The 19784-nt window shown below is 42.5% G+C and carries 12 protein-coding genes; 5 read left to right on the forward strand and 7 right to left on the reverse strand.

Features of this window, described 5'->3' with window-relative positions; translation table 11 throughout:
• Window positions 1-128 precede the first annotated feature (128 nt).
• The 6 genes from D0T57_RS01590 to D0T57_RS01615 all read right to left on the reverse strand — a co-directional run bounded on the left by D0T57_RS01590 (window position 129) and on the right by D0T57_RS01615 (window position 9383).
• Entirely contained in the window at window positions 129-881 is a 753-nt protein-coding gene (locus D0T57_RS01590; RefSeq protein ID WP_163270177.1) for a zinc ribbon domain-containing protein, read from the reverse strand.
• 123 nt (window positions 882-1004) lie between these two features.
• Complete coding sequence (locus D0T57_RS01595) at window positions 1005-2102, reverse strand: Nif3-like dinuclear metal center hexameric protein (RefSeq protein ID WP_163270281.1); 1098 nt, start codon at window positions 2100-2102, stop codon at window positions 1005-1007.
• A gap of 174 nt (window positions 2103-2276) precedes the next feature.
• Window positions 2277-3542 carry a DUF4302 domain-containing protein gene (locus D0T57_RS01600; RefSeq protein ID WP_163270179.1) on the reverse strand — a complete coding sequence of 422 codons (1266 nt, stop codon included), beginning with the start codon at window positions 3540-3542 and terminating at the stop codon, window positions 2277-2279.
• 13 nt (window positions 3543-3555) lie between these two features.
• Window positions 3556-4434, reverse strand: coding sequence for a putative zinc-binding metallopeptidase (locus tag D0T57_RS01605; protein ID WP_163270181.1), 879 nt, complete (start codon window positions 4432-4434; stop codon window positions 3556-3558).
• Between the two features lie 28 nt (window positions 4435-4462).
• Window positions 4463-6052, reverse strand: a complete 1590-nt coding sequence (locus D0T57_RS01610; protein WP_163270183.1) for a RagB/SusD family nutrient uptake outer membrane protein — start codon at window positions 6050-6052, stop codon at window positions 4463-4465.
• A gap of 22 nt (window positions 6053-6074) precedes the next feature.
• Complete coding sequence (locus tag D0T57_RS01615) at window positions 6075-9383, reverse strand: SusC/RagA family TonB-linked outer membrane protein (RefSeq protein WP_163270185.1); 3309 nt, start codon at window positions 9381-9383, stop codon at window positions 6075-6077.
• Between the two features lie 930 nt (window positions 9384-10313).
• On the opposite strand from D0T57_RS01615, the gene D0T57_RS01620 reads away from it, so the two are divergent.
• Window positions 10314-12053: a murein L,D-transpeptidase gene (locus tag D0T57_RS01620; protein ID WP_163270187.1), complete on the forward strand. Its 1740-nt coding sequence runs from the start codon at window positions 10314-10316 to the stop codon at window positions 12051-12053.
• Window positions 12054-12192: 139 nt separating this feature from the next.
• Here the strand turns inward: D0T57_RS01620 and D0T57_RS01625 are convergent, their stop codons facing one another.
• Window positions 12193-13974, reverse strand: coding sequence for a biotin/lipoyl-containing protein (locus tag D0T57_RS01625; protein WP_163270189.1), 1782 nt, complete (start codon window positions 13972-13974; stop codon window positions 12193-12195).
• A gap of 401 nt (window positions 13975-14375) precedes the next feature.
• Here D0T57_RS01625 and dapB point away from each other — a divergent pair, with 401 nt between their 5' ends.
• The 4 genes from dapB (at window position 14376) to D0T57_RS01645 (ending at window position 19766) form a co-directional block, all read left to right on the forward strand.
• The gene (dapB, locus tag D0T57_RS01630) at window positions 14376-15092 is read left to right on the forward strand and encodes a 4-hydroxy-tetrahydrodipicolinate reductase (protein WP_163270191.1); all 717 of its coding nucleotides are present in this window, start codon (window positions 14376-14378) and stop codon (window positions 15090-15092) included.
• A gap of 8 nt (window positions 15093-15100) precedes the next feature.
• Complete coding sequence (locus tag D0T57_RS01635; protein WP_163270192.1) at window positions 15101-16696, forward strand: S26 family signal peptidase; 1596 nt, start codon at window positions 15101-15103, stop codon at window positions 16694-16696.
• A gap of 75 nt (window positions 16697-16771) precedes the next feature.
• Window positions 16772-17407 carry a WbqC family protein gene (locus D0T57_RS01640; protein ID WP_163270194.1) on the forward strand — a complete coding sequence of 212 codons (636 nt, stop codon included), beginning with the start codon at window positions 16772-16774 and terminating at the stop codon, window positions 17405-17407.
• Window positions 17408-17723: 316 nt separating this feature from the next.
• Window positions 17724-19766: an Ig-like domain-containing protein gene (locus tag D0T57_RS01645; protein ID WP_163270195.1), complete on the forward strand. Its 2043-nt coding sequence runs from the start codon at window positions 17724-17726 to the stop codon at window positions 19764-19766.
• Window positions 19767-19784: the final 18 nt, after the last annotated feature.

Here is a 19784-nt window from a genome sequence, read left to right on the forward strand (position 1 = left end):
CAATGGTTTACACATTTTGTTTTGCAAAAACAAAAAAAATAATCGAAAAAGTTATTTATTTAACTTTTCCGATTATTTGCATTTTTTTCAGGAAGCCGGTTGCCCCTTGGGCTGCAACTCGCAACTATTTATTCTGCTGCGATAAGCTCAGGGTCTATCATTATACGTCCGCAATATTCGCACACGATAATTTTCTTCCCTATTTTTATATCCATTTGCTTTTGCGGCGGTATTTTATTGAAGCATCCACCACAGGCACCACGCTCGATACAAACAAGCGCCAAACCGTTGCGCGCACTTTTGCGGATGCGCTTAAATGCTGTGAGAAGGCGCGGCTCTACTTCTGTTTCTATCTTCTTCACGTCTTCGCGAAGTTGTTCTTCCTGCTGTTTTGTTTCGGAAACGATGCCATCCAGTTCTTCCTTCTTTTGGGCAAGGTCGGCAGAACGTTCTGAGAGAAACGACTTGCTCTTCTCTATCTGCTCCGACAGGTTCTTCGATTCGTAAGAAAATTCTTTTACACGTTTTTCCGACAGTTCTATCTCAAGTGTTTCGAATTCGATTTCTTTACTCAGGTGGTCAAACTCCCTGTTGTTGCGCACATTATCCAATTGCTCTTTGTATTTTTCAATCTTCAATGTGCTGTCTTTAGCCTTTTGTTTTTGGTGCGAAACGGCTGTTTCGGCTTCCTTCAACTCTGTTTCGTATTTCTTTACACGTGTTTCGAGCCCGATAATCTCGTCTTCGAGGTCTGCCACTTCGAGGGGAAGTTCGCCGCGAAGGATTTTTATATTATCTATTTCCGATAATTTTTGTTGCAGATGATAAAGCGTTTTCAGCTTTTCTTCTACGGTAATCTCTTTTTCTTGTTTTTTAGCCATAGTTATTGTTAAATTATATATTCAATTTTGCTTTTTAGCTATAAAAAAATGCAGTAATCGGAAAGGTTTATACTTTCTTCTTACTACATCATTTGCAATAAACAGGAGTAGATCACTGTCCAATTACAAATAGTTTACGGGATTTACATCAAATCCCGACATATAGACTGCAAAGGTAGGATATTTTTTCGTGATAATATCATAAAAAATGTTTTTTGTAAATACCTCAGACTCATAATGTCCCACTACTGCCAGCAGCAATTTGTTTTCCACATCGTAAAAGTCGTTATATTTTGCCTCACCCGTGATAAAGACATCTGCACTATACGATATAGCTTTGGGTGTAAGGAATGCACCGCTACCGCTGCACAGCGCAACATCGCGCACAGGCTTGCCCCTGAATGCAGAATGCTGTATGGTATTCAGATGAAAAGTATCTTTGAGGAAATACAGGAAATCTTCTTCTTCCATTTCTTCGGGCAATGTACCTACAACTCCGCTACCGGCTTTTTCCCAAACGTTTTCGAGTGCATAAAAATCGTATGCTGGTTCTTCGTATGGGTGTACCGATATTAGTGCCCGCAGCGCTTCGGATTGCTTATATACAGGCAATACGACCTCTATACGTGTTTCGGCTTCGGTGTGTAATACTCCCTGTTCGCCAACAAACGGGGTCGTATCTTCTCCTGCGCGAAAAGTGCCTTCGCCTTGTACATTATAGCTGCACCAATCGTAGTTGCCTATGCTGCCTGCACCTATATTAAACAATGTGTTGCGCACCAGCTCGGCATGAGAGTGCGGCACGAATGTAACCAGCTTGAGCAACTTCCCCTTTTGGGGCTCAAGTATACGAATATGCTGCAAGCCAAGCATATCGGCAAGGTATCGGTTTATTCCTTCCGCAGCATTGTCGAGGTTGGTATGGGCGGCATATACCACTATGTCGTATTTGCAGGCTTTCATCAGGCATCGTTCTACATAGTTCTTTCCTGTAAGCGACTTGAAGCTACGGAATGCCAGTGGATGATGGGAAATAACAAGGTTGCAGCCCATAGCTATAGCCTCGTCCATCACAGCTTCGGTAACGTCGATACAAACAATGGCTCCTTTGGCTTCCTGATTGACATCGCCTACTTGTACGCCGCTATTGTCGAAACTCTCCTGCAATGGCATGGGGGCTACTTGCTCTATGGCGTGTAATATTTCCTTTATTTTCATAATGCTAAAGCTGTTAATCCGATATCAAAGATAGGATTTTCGAAACGAATGATGAAATATATCCTGATATCAATAGTAATAAAAAGCAGAAGTGCTGTGACATCGCGTCACTGCACCCCCTTGTTTCACTCAATATTTATTAGTGTTTGTATGAAAAAGAGTGAATATGTTTTTGATTTATCTTTTTAGTTGGAACCAATAGCCAGGATTCACCACCCCTGTAAATGTAAGTACAGATGGAGCTTTGATATCATCGGCAGTTATTTTATATGCCTGTGCACCAAATACATGAACAAAGTTCTGATATCCTGCGTAATTTTGATAATACCACTGCCCATTTCCATCGAAATTAAACACGCTCAGTGTGATTTCGTCATCGGTATCAGGAGTAAGTACATAGTTATAACCATATTTACACACATAATTACCGGTTTTCAGTTCGAGTGCATGTGTTGTATTAAGAGCGGAAGACTTCACAAAATTGATGTACGAAATAATTTCCCCTTCATTGGCGCTAGCAGCTACAAGTCCGTCATAACGGTTCTTCATACCTGCTCCCATATTTACGGTGTCGAATTTCCAGGTATCGGTTGATGAATAAAAAAGCACATTTAACGGAACCAGCGTACACTTGATTACAAAGTCGGTTCCTGCGTCTGTACAAATCAGCGATTCGGACAGAGCATCCCATCGCAAGTTTTGTATCGTCTGTCCATTTATGGTTACAGGGCTATAAAACTTTATACCTTCTGTAGTTACTACAAACGGAGCTTTGTAGACGGTAGTACCTATAGTAAATGTAAAATAGCGACCGTAACCACCCTTTGCTGATGCAATAAGTTCGCCATCGAGAAACGTTTCGTATTTAGGATATCTTGTATTTTCTTCCATTGCGCTTATTTCAGAAAAATAAGATTCACAATTGAAAGAACTATCCAGTCTTTTCAGCGTTGCTTTAGTACCCTTCTTCACCGATTTCATCTCAATAAAGTCACTACTTACATTTAAGACTATAAATTCGTAATCGCCATAAAAACCCGATGGGAGGCTAGAACTTGGAGTCGCAAAATAATGCAATAACGGGCTAAATGTATTGAAACTCAATACTGGCCCTTGGGTGGCATGCAACTCGTAGTCGGAAGTATAGGTATCGCCAGGATTATAGGTTGCACCATCATACTCCACTTTCTGCTCGAAAGCAGCCTTTACAGTCCCATTCTTGAAAGAGAGGTAGTAATTGTAACCTCCGGCATAACTAGAAGCTTCGTCTGTATAATATGTCATCAGCCATCCATTAGGAGCACTTTCCAATATGTTTTGATATTCTTGCAATGCCTTTGTCAACCTGGCTGCAGACGACTCATCAAAAATATCGTCATCGTCTTTCAGGCAGGATGTGCTAAACAAGACAGACAGTAATAATAAATAATATAATTTTTTCATCTTTCAGTCAATTTTAAAATTGTTCGAACACTAAAGTTGGTAATTCGTCAGATCTCGTCTGAACGGCTGTCTTCAAAACATCAAGTTTTATATCCCACGAACTATCGAGATATTTGCGAACGACATCCAGTTTTTCGCCGATTATAGCCGCACCCTGTGCACCTGCCGCAGACATCAGATAATCCCATTCGGCATCTGTATATATCAGGTAGCGAGAGAATGTTTCTACAAAGTCTTCGTCGGGATATGTTTGTGCATATGGAGATATAAAACCTCTTTGCAGAGCATAAGCTAAATCCTTATATGGAGACTGCACCCATTCGTCGGCAACATAGTCGCCATCGGATATTGTCTTGAAAAGAGGATCATAGTTTATCTTCTGATGCAGGATGTGGGCAAATTCATGGTGCATTACGTGAAAGTAGCTATACTTCACCTGTGCAGGGTCGATAGGTATTGTCAAACCATTTATATCATATAATGTAATCATCACCCCGCCTTCGGCTGTTCCTTGCAGGTACGAACCATTGTTGTTGTAACCCGGCGAGCCGATAAGATGTATTACCTTTGGTGCAATAGCTTTTGTAAACTCTACGTTTGCAGCTTCGTTGTAGGCTTCCAGCCAAGCATACTTGATTATCTGAACCATTATTTTCGATTTGTCCAGGCTGGCAGGCACCAGAGAGTATTTCATATCGGTCTCGATATCTTCGAGCCTATACTTCACTTCTATATTATATGGCTTAACATAGTTTTCCGTCAACCATTTATCAAAGGCTGTCCTAACAGGAGGCGTGGTATCAAATATGCTGTCTTCAAATTTATCGTCGCTACATGCACTAAATAGCCCGATGAGGACAAACAAGATTGAATATTTTAGTGTTTTTTTCATATTCTTTTATTTAATAAATTATTGAAATTTATTTTTTCGACCTCGGATTTGGAGTCAATCCGGCATCTATTACATCCTGAGGTAGTTGGAATGCTCTACGATCGTCATCTTTAGTCAATATATCTGTGGTTTCGTAATATTGCCCATCGAGCAACGTGCGGCGGGCGATTTCGATACGGTAACGTTTTATATCGTGCCAACGAAGTCCTTCGTGTATGGTAAGGATACGCCTCAACTGCAAGATGCAATGTATAAGGTTCTCCATGCTGCCACCGGCAACAGCGAACTCCTGATTCAGTTTTTTCTTATGAGTTGGCGCTTCGGGCTTATAATACTGCATGTTATTATCTCCATAATGAGCATTTATCTTATCCAAAGTCATCAGCCCTGCACTACCCACCGAGAAGTGCGACATAAACAAGTGCAAGTCGGCTACAGCCAGACTAAACTCACCCTTCAATGCATATGCTTCTGCTCTGACCAGCAAGGCTTCGTCTGCGGTGAAAACCGGTAACACCACGTGGGCACGGCCAGTACCCCCAACAGGGTCGAGCAATTCGAAATATTCAGTAAGCTTCAATGCAAATTGCTTTGGATAACCTGTATATCCCCACGATCTCATATGAAATGCACCTCTTGTCCAAAAACCGCTGGAATTGATAGTCTCATTTTCCGAGATAAACGAATTGTGGCAATATTTACATCCTGTTAAATAACCAGGTCCGGAAGTACGTCCCCATGTCGATACTCCTCTGATATTCATCAATGTAGCTTTTGTCGAAGAACTTACATAACTGTTTGTAATAGCCACATCGTCGGTGGTCGAATACAAAGACTTCCAGTCTCTCAGCATGCTTGCAGGATTGGAGGTTAGTATCTCCGATGTATATTTTATTATGTTGTTCAACTTTTCGGTATTGTCTCCCGCAGCCAGGCTATAGAGATAGAAACGGGCGGCAAAAGCGTAAGCAGCCTTTTTGTTGAAGTGGTATTTAGGCACGGTGTACAGGTTGTCGTCTATCAGCGGCAATGCGGCTAAAAGATCTTTCTCTATCTTTGCATACACCTCGGCAACAGTACCTCTTTCATATATAGGCTTCACCTCTGTTTCGGGTTTTTCCATATATGGGATACCCATATCGGTATTGCTGGTACTGCCATAGGCCTTACAGAAAAGGGTGGCTAATACGAAGTGGTTGTAAGCACGGCATATCAAGGCCTCTCCTTTTTGTGGGTTCAGCGACGCACTTCCTCCCATTTCTTCTATTGCCTGCAAGGCTGTATTTGCAGAGGCAATCGCACGATAATGCGAGTTCCATATAAAATAAGGGCTGTCGTTCGATGTTTCGGTTACATCTTGCCACGAATAATATTCTTCCTGATCTCTGGTCCAATAAGAGTTCCAGCGAGTACCATTATCGTCCACATTGTCCGAAGCCTGTTCTGCAATCATAGTACCAGGAAGGGTGGTGGAATATGCAGAGACAAGCAATGCTTTTATTTTGTCGGGAGTATCCAGTTCTGTTCTGTTATCGGGCATAGTATCCAGATAGCTGTCGCAAGAGCTGGCACCCAACAGAAAGATAAAGGGTAAAATGTATTTATATATCTTCTTCATACTTTTTGGAATTTTTTTATGATTATAGACCCAATCTTAGCGTTAGTGTAAATTGTTTTGGAACAGGAGCCGACACCCCTCCCGAACGGAAGAACTCAGGGTCTTGTCCATTTAGTTTTTTATCTGCATAGAGCAAGAACAAGTTTGTAGCTTGCAGCTTGAGCGAAAGATTGTTGATATGAGGGGCAATCCATTGTTTAGGGAAATCGTAAGTCAACGAAACTTCTTTCAGTCTGATAAAGTCTCCTTTTGCAATACGCACATCCGAATAGTTGTAAGCATTGTAGGCGTATGACAGCTTGCTGTTATTGTACACCTGACGGCTATTAAGTATTACCGGCACATCTGTTTGTTTTTCCTCTCCCGGAAGCGTCCATCTGTTTTTAAATTCTTTAGGCATCGATGTCAGGTCTGTATATGACGAGCTGAAAACAGGGTCGAGACGAACGACATTTCCAAAGGCATAAGTCATAAACACATTCAATTTGAAGTTTTTGTAACGGAAAAGGTTTCCTAGTCCTCCCGAAGTAGTAGGATCGGTAGGGCCTTCATAGATAAGGAAGTCTACATTATTCCTTTCCTGGAAATAAATTCCATCGACCGTAACATTTCCACTTTGGTCTAAGAATGTAGGAATACCGTCTTCGTTCAATCCTTTGAATGGAATAGAGAATAAAGCCCTAGATGGATAACCTTCGCGTGTGAAACCAGTGTTTGTTACGTAGTCGAAAACGCGCGACCTGGAGTCGAGTTTTGTAACCTCTGTCTTTATGTTAGAGAATACAAGGTCTGTTGTCCACGAAAAATCCCTTGTTGTTATATTCTTTGTAGATATGGATACCTCTATACCATGCGACTTCATGTCGGCCACATTGGCATATTTAGTAATCTGGCCTCCGATACCCATTGTGCTTGTAGGCCCTATCAGGTCATAGTTGTTACGCTTAAACCAGTCTACATCGAGGTTTATCCTGTTGTTGAGGAATCCTACGCTTGCACCGATATTAAGCTCATGTTTTTTCTCATAAGTAAGTTCACTGTTTTCCAGATCGGATATTTCCAATCCCGATTCCTTGTCGGCAGCAAAAGGCCTGTAAGTATTGAAACTTTTTAGTACAATACGCGAGTTTGTCACCGAGGCCGGCCCGCTGTCTCCTGTAAGGCTATACGAGGCTTTCAGTGTAAGATGCGACAAGGTAGGCTTCAAATCTTTAAAGAATTTTTCTTCGTGAGCATTCCACGCACCCGATATATTCCATGTTGGCAACCAGCGCGATTTTCTCGACTTACCCAGTTTGTTTGTTCCTTCGTAGCGAACTGTACCGCTGACAGTGTATTTACCTTGATACGAATAGGTAGGATTGGCGAAGAATGATGCTATACGTCCGCGCGTAATGGCCATAGAGAAGTAGTCGCTACCGTCTTCTATCCCTTTCTTAAAGAACTGGTATGTATAGAATGGTATTTCTCCCATGCTATATTGCAATCCCCAACCATTGAACCATGTTTTTTTGCGCTCTACCGAGTTGAGCTCCATACCACCATATATTTTCACAATATGGTCGTGATTGAATGTCTTCATATAATCTCCTGCCAAACGGAAATCATAACCCAACATCTTCATATCCGTTCTTTGATAAATACCGCCTTCAGGCAATATGGAAACCGGCAGAGAAAAAAGTTTATCAGGATCGGTATATAGGAAAGGGTTATTGTCGCGCACTTCGGCATCGGGCATAGCCCTGTAGGCAAGTGCTTGGTTCGACTCGTCTAATATATTATGTTCTTGCGACAACGACTGGTATTTGATGGCACCCAGCATACTGATTTCGAAATCAGGAATTACCTTCCATCTCATTTCCCCGTTAATTCTCAGGTCTACAATATTCAAATCCATGTAGTTGTTATCCAATTCGTGAAGAATATTGAACGGCGCATAATTACGCTTGTAATATGTATTTTTGTCCAAAGCTCTCGATGTATTCAGCGCATAACTATAAGGGTTGATATCGAAATCGCGCCTTACTTCTCCCGAAACCACGTCTAATTCCTGGCTCAATGTTCCCGGAGCTTTTTGCTTACGGTACGATGCGTTAGCACCCAGGTTTATCGACAAGTTGGGAAGTACGCGGTGAGTTACGTTCAGGTTGGTCGTATATCTGCTTACCTTACTTTGCTTCGACCATCCCGGATCGAACATGGCACTTAACGAACCATAAAACTGAGTTTTCTCTGTTCCCGCAGTAACACCTACTGAGTGATTGTGCATTATATTGGTTTGGAATAGTTCGTCGAACCAATCCGTATTCCTCATTTCTGCACTTCTGAGGTATTGGTTCATCATCTCTGGTGTATTTTCCATAGGGTATGTACCCGTTACAGGGTCGTAGTTGAACAGGTCGTACATATATCCATACACCCCACTACTTGCAGCACGGTTTAGCTTGGCATAAGTCAACCAGCCTTTTTGTTCCATTTCTTTGTAGACACCCATCTGCTCCTGAGAGTTCATTATGTTGAAGTTCCTGTAGCTAGGCTTCAACCTCATTGTGTATTCACCTGTATAATTTATACTACTGGTTCCGGCACGTCCTCTCTTTGTGGTCACCACGATCACACCCGCCATAGCACGCGCACCATAAATAGAAGTTGCCGAACCGTCTTTCAATATCTGAAAGTTTTCTATGTCGTCGGGATTGAGGCCGGCAATAGCCGAACTAACCAAAGTAATAGCGTCTCCCGACGATAAGTCGTCGGCACTAACTTCGGCAATATCTTCCATAATTACCCCGTCGACAACCCATAGCGGCTTAGAGTCTCCATATATGGATGTAGCTCCACGCACGCGGATTTTAGGTGCTGTACCAAAAGTACCCGAAACGTTTTGTACCGAAACCCCTGCCGAACGACCTTCGAGCCCGCGGCTGATTTCGGCCATACCGTCAATTTTTACATTTTCGCCCTTCAACTGGTCTGTAGCTCCGGTAAACAAGCGTTTATCGGTACGCACCATCCCGGTTACCACAACTTCGTCGAGTTGTTGTGCCGAAGGCTTCATTTTCACTGTCATTTGAGGAGAAATGGCAGCATCGAGAACCTCGTAACCAATAAATGAAAAAGACAGTACTTTTACATTTGCCGGTACATTAATACTGAACCGCCCATCGACATCTGTCAATGTACCGGTAGTTGTCCCTTTTACCGAAACAGAAGCGCCGATAATAGGCTCCCCATTTTCATCCTGTACTAATCCTTTCACATTTTGTGTCTGAGCTAGCATCGAGAATGTCCCGATAAACAAACACAGGATCAAAACCCCTAATTTTCTCATAAGCATCCTTGATTTTAATTTAGATAATACATGAATATCTAACTTCGTTTTGCGAGTTGTTGTTAGTTTTATTTTTTGCATTTTCATTAGTTACTCTTATTGCCATTCGAACAGCATTGTACAACCTTAGTTTTCATTACTTTAGTGTTTTATTTTCCGGAATAGCAAAAGCCAATACCAAGGCGATTCTTAAATCACCCTGGTATTGGCTTTTGCTATAATAATAGGAGTAAAAATATGCTACATGTCTTGCATATACTCCGGTTTGTTTTATTTTTACGTCTCTCTCTCTCTCTCTCTCTCTCTCTCTCTCTCTCTCTCTCTCTCTCTCTCTAGTAAAATAGAGTCAGCCTCCAAATTTCCGGAAAGAAAAATGGACGAATCAACAAATATTTTTTGTACCGATTTCAGCATAATGAAATTCGAATGGAGATATTATATTCTTACAACAAACACAAATTAGTTATCGAAGAAAGTAAATTTACACTTTTTCACTTTAACAAGTGGCAAAATTAATTAAAAAAATATAAAACGGAAAGTTTTTTCAATATTTATAAATAAAAAATACTTGAACCCTTTACACAAAACAAAAAGCAATAATCGAACAAAAGGCGATTCAAAAAGATATAAATAAAAGATAACAAACAACATTATGACAAAAATAGCGCACCATTAAAAAGTCAACAAAACAGCACATACCCAATCAAAAGAAGACACCACACCTTTACACTTTAACACAAAAACACTTCAAAATCACCCAAAAACCACATTTGCGCATCAATATGACAATTTAAGGGAATTTTGTATAAAATTCGTAAAAACAAGGTACACCCCGTTCTTTACCATGCTATACACCTTAGTCTCAAAGATTTTTATTATTTTTGCAAAAACTCTAAAAAACTAACTTATTAGCTCACTTTACAATCTTTTATGAAGCACTTATCTAAGGCTATAATATTGCCTGTTGCTCTCCTTCTCCTTTTAGTCACATCTTGCAAAGACAAGAATGCAATAGCAGTAGCCGAATCCCGATTTGCTCACAATTACCCGGAATTCGATTCTCAGTTTTTCCACAATTATATAAAGGAGCACCTGACAAACGACTCCATCTTGTCTCCATTATATGAGGTCAATGAATATACAGCCATCTGGACAAAAGACACATTAAATACAGATGCACTATACGAATTTATAAAAATACTGGAAGCTGCCGACGAGCACGGGTTAAAGGCCGACCAGTTTTCCGCCTCAGAAATCAAAGCTATAGCGACAGCTCTGGATTCGGGAGCCTACAAAAACAACACAGACTCCTTATATACACAACTGCTGGCACTGGAAAAATTATCGGCAAGGTCGATACTGAAATATGCAGCGGGAATGAGTTATGGTTTTACAGATCCCAAGATACTCTTTGGCAAAGACTACGACATCGTAGTATCGAAGCCCGACTCCATTTTCTACAATACTCTTTATCAGGAAATAAGCCAAAACCCCGTAGAAGTTTTGAGCAAATACCAGCCATCGGCCGCAATCTACGCCAAATTGCAAGATGCATACCGGGAGATAAAGAGACTGGAAGAAGATAGTGTACACCTGGGTAAAATAACATCGGGCGATGCCACCTACAAGCTTGGCGACAGCAACAAGCACATAACCGAAATAGCCGAAAGACTCATGGCTACCGGCGAATACAAGGCCGACTCTGCTACTGCCGACTCTCTGCACAGGGAATTGAATGAAGAGCTTCTGGCAGCCATCAACGCTTTCAGAAAAAAGAACTCTTACCTCGAAGACAAGGAAGTGGGCAAACCGACAATAGATGCCCTCAACCGCCCTTTCAAATACTACAAAAACAAACTGGCGGCCAATATGGAGCGTTACCGCTGGAAAAGGGCCAAAGCAAAACACAACAAGCATATAGAAGTGAATGTAGCATCATTTATGCTCGAAGCCACACGTGCCGACAGCCTGCCCCTTACCATGAGGGTATGTGTAGGCAAGCCTGAGAATAAAACACCGTTGCTGGGCAGCGACATAAACTATATAAACCTCAACCCTACATGGAATATACCCAAGAGTATCGCACAAAACGAGGTTGCCGTACTCCAGAAGCGTGACCAGAATTATATGAAAAAACGCAATATGCGCATATTCAAAGGAGGAAAAGAAGTACACCTCGACTCTGTAGACTGGAAAAGCATAAACCCTACTAAATTCTCATACATCATCCGCCAGGATCCGGGATATGGAAATTCGCTGGGTCTTATCAAATTCATGTTCAACAACAACCATTCGGTTTATCTGCACGATACACCCAGCAAGTCGGCATTCAACCGCAAGGTAAGGGCTGTAAGCCACGGATGTGTACGGGTGCAAAAGCCTTTCGACCTTGGCGTTTTTTGTATAGCTCCTGCCTCGTCCAAACATTTCAGAGACCAACTCTTATTCAGTGTAAAGAGAGAGCCGGAAACAAAAGAGGGTAAAAAGATGGCGCGGGAAGGACGCCTGAAAAAACTGCCCGACATCATCAATATTAGTGCCGACGATAAGATATCGCTATTCATAGACTATTATACGGCATTTATGTACACAGGCGACAAAGAACTATATTATGCCGACGATATATATGGTTACGACAGCATAATACTGAAAGCTTTATCTGCTATATAAAGCTCGAGTTACTAAGTAACCACCAAGAATAGAAAGCGGTTGCTCGACACGAACAGCTGCTTTTTATTTTTACCAATACCCCATAAAGAAAGGGCTGCAAAACCTGCAACCCTTCCTTTATTATCGGTTTATCCTATCCTTAGTTGATGTAAGCAAGCACTTGATTCTTCTGAACCTTAGCACCTTGCTTAGTCTCTATCTGAACAATCTTACCCGACGCGAGTGCTTTCACTTCCTCTATGCCGTAATATGTTTGGATGAAGCAAACCACATCTCCTTCTTTCACTTCTGTTCCTACAACAGGTGCGGTAGAAACATCGTCTACGTCTATCTGCCATACCACCTGTCCGCTAACAGTAGCCTGCAAAGGTTTGGCTTCGGGATATTTCTCCTGAATGGCCTGAGCATCGAATGCAGGAACTTCTACTACCTGACGTGTGACAACGATAGGTGCTCCGGCTTTTTCTTTCATCTTCTCAAGGTCTTCGTTGAAGCGTTGCTTAGCCAGACCCGATTTGTAATCGCGGTATTGGCGGTCGTGCATTGCCAGTTCGAACAACTCCTCATCGTCTTGACCATAATCCCATCCGTTTTCATCCATTTCCTTACGGTATTGGTCGAGGGCGTCTGGATATTCGTCCTGAGGGTTTCCGGTGTAGAACTCAAGTCCTTTCGATTTGGCAAGTTCGAGTATTTCGTCATCCAGCTTGCCCGGAAGCGTACCTGTCTTACCAAGTATCATGTTCCAGCTATCTTTGTCTATGTTAGAGAAGCGAGGTTGCCCCTGAGCCATAGAGAAGATATTCATCAATGCGATATTCTTCACATATTGGCTAAATGGTGTCACCAATGGCGGATAACCAAGTTTAGGCCAGATATACTCTACTTCTTCGAACAACTGTACCACGAGATCGTTGAGCGAAACTTCTGCTTTTCCATTGTTGCGGAGAGCCATATTGATTGCCGGGTGCATATTGCGCAGGTCGGCCATCATAGACCCCATCATACCGCCCGGAAGCCCACAACCTACGAGCAAAGAGTTCATTATCTTGTTCGAAGGGTCGATCCAGTAACCCAGGAAGTCGTCGATAAACGATTGAGTAAGGGCACGAGCCTCCATATATGCGTTCATATTGATATCAGGCACAGAGAAGCCGGCATCTTTCAGCATGGCCTGTATAGTAATGATATCGGGATGAACCATACCCCATGCAAGCGGCTCTATCGCTGTATCTATATAATCGGCTCCGGCGCGTGCTACTTCGAGCATCGAAGCTACCGAGAAGCCCGGTCCGCTATGCCCGTGATATTCGATTGGGATATTCGGATGCCTGTCTTTCAATGCTTTTACCAGTTTGCCCAAAAACGCAGGGCGTCCGATACCCGCCATATCCTTCAGGCAGATTTCATCGGCACCGAAGTCAACCAGCTTATCGGCAAAGTTTACATAATATTCTACTGTGTGAATCGGCGAATGCGTAATACAAAGGGCTGTTTGCGAAATCATACCTGCTTCCTTTGCATATTTAACAGATAGCTCGAGGTTGCGTGCATCATTCAAACCGTCGAAAGAACGGGATATATTCGTTCCCTGAGCTTTTTTAACCTTAAACATCAACTGGCGCACATCTTTTGGCACCGGATACATACGAAGGGCATTGAGTCCGCGTTCGAGCATGTGTGTTTGTATTCCCACCTTATTAAAAGGGGCTGTCCATTCGCGCACAGCTTTGTTCGGGTTCTCACCGTAAAGCAGGTTTACTTGCTCGAAAGCCCCGCCGTTGGTTTCTACACGGGCAAAACATCCCATGTCGATAATCACCGGAGCGATTTGTGTCAGTTGGTCTACACGTGGCTGGTATTTTCCTGATGATTGCCACATGTCGCGATAAAGAAGGCTAAATTTAATTTCTCTTCCCATAATTGTTTTTAGGTCTTTTTATACTGAAAAGAGCAGCATAAACCACGATTATGCACGCCCTGTAATACATTATTTCATAAAGCAATGTAACGCCCTCAGGCTGTCTACAAAATTAAGTTTTTATATTGGAATAAAAGAACAAAACAAAAACTAAAATTGTCAATATGTTATAAAAAAATCGGGCTATATGCGGTTTTGCTAAATGCAGTTTTCATTTTGGATATTTTAGTGGATTCTTATGTGTCTTTTTTACAAATCATACTTGCAATATCCGATGGTATAACAAGAAATAGAGCAATTAAAAAAACTTATATTTTCGACAGAAGGGTAGCTAACACCCCTGTTAAAAAACTTTTTATGTATATTTGCATACTTTGTTTTTCACCAACTAATATTACCATATGAAAATAGCTCTTATCGGGTATGGCAAAATGGGACACGAAATAGAAAAAATCGCTGTCCAGCGGGGGCATACCGTCGTATCTATTATAGACGTAAACAACAGGGAAGACTTTGAATCCGAAGCATTCGGAAGTGCTGACGTAGCCATCGAATTTTCTACACCTGCAAGCGCGCTCGACAATTACCGCAAATGCTTTGCCGCCGGCGTACCTGTCGTTGCCGGAACTACAGGCTGGCTCGACCATATGGACGAGGTGAAGGAAGCCTGCACAAAAGGCGGGCAAACATTCTTCTATGCTTCTAATTACAGCCTGGGTGTCAACATATTTTTCGTACTGAACAAGTATCTGGCAAAAATAATGAACAATTATTCCGACTACGATGTAAAAATGGAGGAAATACACCATATACACAAGCTGGATGCTCCGAGCGGAACTGCCATCACCCTGGCCGAAGGCATTATTGAGAATGTAGACCGCAAAGACGGGTGGCATCTGGAAACAGAGGAAAGCGACTCCGACATAGCCATACGCAGCATACGCGAAGGCGAAGTGCCCGGAATACACGAAATAATATACGAATCGGAAGCCGATACAATCAGTATAAAACACGATGCCAAAAGCCGTAAAGGCTTTGCGTTGGGCGCAGTGGTAGCCGCCGAATTTACAAAAGGAAAGAAAGGCTTTCTCGGAATGAATGATATGCTTAATTTTTAAATCGAGATATGGAAACAAACTCATCGAACCAAAACAGCACAAAACCTGAAAAGAAAAAACCGGGTATCCGCCAATGGATATACGCAATCATTGCTTGTATCTGCTGCATCCTCTTTGTCCTTTGGACAGGCTATTGGGGGGTATTGATACTCATCCCCGTTTTTATCGACATATACATCACAAAGTTCATACCGTGGGGAGCATGGCGCAATGCTAAAAACCCTGCCGTACGCAAAGCCCTCGACTGGGTCGATGCCATCGTCTTCGCATTGGTAGGTGTTTGGATTATCAATACTTTCTTCTTCCAAAACTACCAGATACCGTCATCTTCGCTCGAAAAATCGCTGCTGGTTGGCGATTTCCTGTGCGTGAGCAAGGTTAGCTATGGCGCGCGTTCTCCGATGACACCTTTTTCGCTGCCGTTGATGCAACATACATTCCCGTTTTTCGGATTCAAGTCTTATCTCGATAAGCCTCAACTGGAATACAAGCGTTTTGCCGGAACCGGGCAGATAGAACGCAACGATATTGTCGTATTCAACTATCCTTCGGGCGACACCGTAGCACTCAATATTCAGGAGAAGGATTATTATCTTCTTTGCAAAGAGGCCGGAAATGCCGTAAACCAAAACAGCCAGCTACTTGTACGCAAAGCAAACAACATATTGATCAGCGAAGGCAGGGAAGCGATAAAGAACAATAAAAACATCTATGGCGACATCGTTTACCGCCCTGTAGACCGCCGCGAAAACTATGTAAAACGTTGCATCGGACTTCCGGGAGATACGCTTTCGGTAATAAATGATGTGGTACATATCAACGGGAAAGCGACAGAAAGCCCCAAGGATATGCAGTTGTACTACTTCGTGCAGACCAGCGGCAGTGGCATCCCTCAGAATATGTATAAGGAGATAGGCATGAGCGACGAAGATATAGTAAAAATAGGTGCGGTCGATTTCAATACCGACAGCATCACCCTCGCCATGAATCCGAACCTAAAGAACGAATTTATGCTCTACCAGCAAGTGTTCCCCAAGAAGGATACAAATGTGGAATACCTGTACCGGGGTATAAATATGACCCGGGAGATGGCAAACAAAATAAAGAGCCAGCCATACGTAGTAAAAGTAATATCTATGAACGAATACTACAGGGAAATAAACAAGCTGTATGGACGTAAGGTATATGCCTTGCCCGATGTTTACCCCATCACTTACGACATGGAGGTACAGCCGGGCGATTTTCCTGCTTTATGGATACCTCACAGGGGAGCAACCATCAAGTTCGACAGCGATGTAGATTATAAAGTTGCTGCTTATGCGCGCTGCATCAAGAATTACGAACACAACGACTTCGATTACCGCGACGGCAAAGTATATATCAACGGGCAGCAAGCCGACTCATATACTTTCAAGTTCGACTACTTCTTTATGATGGGTGACAACCGCGACAATTCGGCCGACTCGCGTATGTGGGGAATGGTTCCCGAAGACCATATCGTAGGTAAGCCGCTGTTTATCTGGCTGTCGCTCGACAAAGACAAAGGCTGGTTCAGTGGTAAGATACGCTGGGACAGGCTGTTTACATCGGGGAATAAAAAATAAGACCGTCACCCCTAAAAACATACACGGGCAAGGTAGCTGAAACTGCTTTGCCCGTTGCCTTTAATTTATCTACGGATGGACATATATATTAATTCCTTATACCTCGCACCCATACAATATTATACAAAGATATTGGCTGCAAACCATATTTATATGGAACAGCATGAAAGCTATATAAAACAGACGTACCGCAACCGCTGCACAATACTTTCGGCCAACGGGCCTATATCGCTCTCGATACCCGTAGTCTACTCATCGACAGAGAAAACCAAGATGAAAGATGTACGCATAGCCGAACATGGCAACTGGCAACATATGCACTGGAATGCAATCGTATCGGCATACAACTCTACACCATTCTTCGAATACTATCAGGACGATTTTTACCCGTTTTACCATCAGAAGTATGATTTCCTGCTGGACTTTAACGAAAAGCTGAACGAACTTATACTATCTTTATTGAACACCGATACACCTGCCATAGAATATACTTCGCACTACGAGGCACAGTTAAAAGACGGCACAGCAGACTACCGGGAAATAATACACCCGAAGAAAGACTGGCGAGAACTGGATAAGGGTTTCGCACCTCAGCCATACTATCAGGTATTTGCCCAAAAATTCGGATTTACGCCCAACCTCAGTATCATCGACTTGTTGTTTAATATGGGAAACGAGAGCCTTATCGTTTTATTAAAGTCTTGTAATTAACATCAATCAAGAATAGAAAAGTTTATCTATAAGATTTGATGTGCCGATTAAGAAATATGCCAATTGGAGGGAAAAGTAACAATAAGAAAATGGCTAAAACCTGTTACTTGTGTTACTTTTTAACTATATATTGCAAAAATAGGTTAAAACAATGCGGATTTCCGTAGAGGAAAGAAGCTGGGAGAGGCAAAAGGTAACAAGGTGCAGCCCGGTTAGCTTTTCGCCCACCGATTCATATAATTAAGCTATTTTATAGACTTCAGGCCTCTTTTATTTGTAAAACATTGTATTTTTGCGTTAAAAACATATTAACCGGATGCGACAGTATTTGAAAAAACATATCCTATCATCATTTATCTTGGTGTGCATTGCTACGATTGTAACAGCTTGTGCCAATATGGCAAGCCCTTCGGGTGGAACTTACGACCTCGACCCTCCGAAAGTGGTGAAAGCCTCCCCCGACTTTAATTCGACAAATATTACGACAAAGAAAATCGTCATCGAATTTGATGAAAACATCGAAATAGAACGCCCGTCGGAGAATGTAATCATCACCCCTCCGCAAAAGTCTTTCCCCAGCATCACGGTAGTCAACAGGAAGCTGACCGTAGAACTAAGGGATACGCTACAGCCCAATACGACCTACACCATAGACTTCACAAATGCCGTAACCGACAGCAATGAAAAAAACCCGTTGGAAAACTTTTCCTACTCTTTTTCTACAGGCGATGTGGTAGACTCGCTTTCCATATCGGGAAAGATACTGACCGCCGACAACCTGGAACCTGTAAAGGGCATGTATGTAGGTTTACACTCCAACATGGAGGATTCAGCTTTCACAAAAACCAAATTCGAACGCATATCGCGCACCAACGATGGCGGCGAATTTACCATCCGCGGAGTAGCTCCGGGAAAATACAAACTCTACGGACTGGATGATGCCAACAGGGATTATATGTACGACAACCCTGCCGAAGCCATCGCCTTTATGGAAGCCATTATAGAACCCAGTGCCGAGAGCGCGGTAAGATATGATACGGTATATACCGATACCACTAAACTTGCAATAGACACAATAAAAGCAATTCAATATACCCGCTTCCTACCGGATAATATTGTATTGAGGTCGTTCAAATCGGACTTTCAGCGTCAGTACTTACAGAAACATGAACGCACGCCGAATAAACTGACCATATTCTTCGGCGCACCAACCGAAATGCCGAAGCTGGAGCCATTGAACTTTGAAAGCGCAGATTGGGCTATCCTCGAAAAATCGCGAAAAAACGATACTATTACCTATTGGCTCAAAGATAAGGAGTTGATAGCGACAGATACGCTGGCATTCAGCATAACATACCTGCGTACCGACTCCCTCAACCAATCTGTACCCTATACCGACACGTTACGGTTTGTAGACCGCAGCCGCAAAAAGCCGGAGAAGGAAGAAAAGAAGAAGAAAAAAGGAGAGGAAGTAGAAGAAGAACAAATAACCTTCCTGAATATAGCCCAGAATATATCGTCTACGTGGGATACATACAAGGCTATCACCCTCGAATTTGAAGCACCTATCGTGACCGATTCTTTATCGGAGAAGATAAAGTTGCAACATCTGAAAGATTCCGTATTTCAGGATATCCCTTTCAGGCTAGAACCCGATTCGGTAAATCCCCGGAAATATACCATTCGCAACCGCTGGCTATATGCCAACGAATACCGCCTGGCTATAGACTCTGCCGCCATACATAGCATATATGGGTTGTGGAACAATACGATAGACCAGAAATTTAAAGTAAAAGCCGAAGACCAGTATGGGCAGCTAGCCATAAGGGTAAGCGGGATAGATTCCTTATCATCTTTTATAGAACTTTTAGACAAGTCGGATAAACCTGTCCGCAAATCGCGAGTCAAAGATAACGTAGCCTTATTCCGCGACCTCAATCCCGGCACTTATTATGCACGGATAATACTGGACGCAAACAACAATGGAATATGGGATACAGGAGATTTTGAGAAGAAGATACAACCCGAAATGGTGTGCTATTCGCAAAAGATATATGAAATAAAAGCGTTCTTCGAATACGACGAACAAGAACCGTGGGTGATAGATACCACGACCCTTGCCTCTCAAAAACCTTTGGACATAACCAAGCAAAAGCCACAGGACAAGGAAGCAAGACGGAAGAAAATGGAAGAAATGGAAGAAAAGAACCGGCAGATGAGAGGCGGTAAGGGCTATGACGATAGCAATGACAACAGTACCTATAATAACAATAACTATAACAACCAGAACCAAAACAATAACCAATATAACAACAACCAGTATAATAATAGCCGGCAAACAGGAACGCGGCAATATTAATATCCTTTATCCATAGAG

The sequence above is a fragment of the Dysgonomonas sp. 511 genome (assembly GCF_010501105.1).
GTDB lineage: Bacteria > Bacteroidota > Bacteroidia > Bacteroidales > Dysgonomonadaceae > Dysgonomonas.

Coding starts and splice junctions, on each gene's coding strand:
- D0T57_RS01610 (WP_163270183.1), bottom strand. CDS start 6,052: ATGAAGAAGATATATAAATACATTTTACCCTTTATCTTTCTGTTGGGT.
- D0T57_RS01605 (WP_163270181.1), bottom strand. CDS start 4,434: ATGAAAAAAACACTAAAATATTCAATCTTGTTTGTCCTCATCGGGCTA.
- D0T57_RS01635 (WP_163270192.1), top strand. CDS start 15,101: ATGGAAACAAACTCATCGAACCAAAACAGCACAAAACCTGAAAAGAAA.
- D0T57_RS01625 (WP_163270189.1), bottom strand. CDS start 13,974: ATGGGAAGAGAAATTAAATTTAGCCTTCTTTATCGCGACATGTGGCAA.
- D0T57_RS01640 (WP_163270194.1), top strand. CDS start 16,772: ATGGACATATATATTAATTCCTTATACCTCGCACCCATACAATATTAT.
- dapB (WP_163270191.1), top strand. CDS start 14,376: ATGAAAATAGCTCTTATCGGGTATGGCAAAATGGGACACGAAATAGAA.
- D0T57_RS01620 (WP_163270187.1), top strand. CDS start 10,314: ATGAAGCACTTATCTAAGGCTATAATATTGCCTGTTGCTCTCCTTCTC.
- D0T57_RS01590 (WP_163270177.1), bottom strand. CDS start 881: ATGGCTAAAAAACAAGAAAAAGAGATTACCGTAGAAGAAAAGCTGAAA.
- D0T57_RS01615 (WP_163270185.1), bottom strand. CDS start 9,383: ATGAGAAAATTAGGGGTTTTGATCCTGTGTTTGTTTATCGGGACATTC.
- D0T57_RS01645 (WP_163270195.1), top strand. CDS start 17,724: ATGCGACAGTATTTGAAAAAACATATCCTATCATCATTTATCTTGGTG.
- D0T57_RS01600 (WP_163270179.1), bottom strand. CDS start 3,542: ATGAAAAAATTATATTATTTATTATTACTGTCTGTCTTGTTTAGCACA.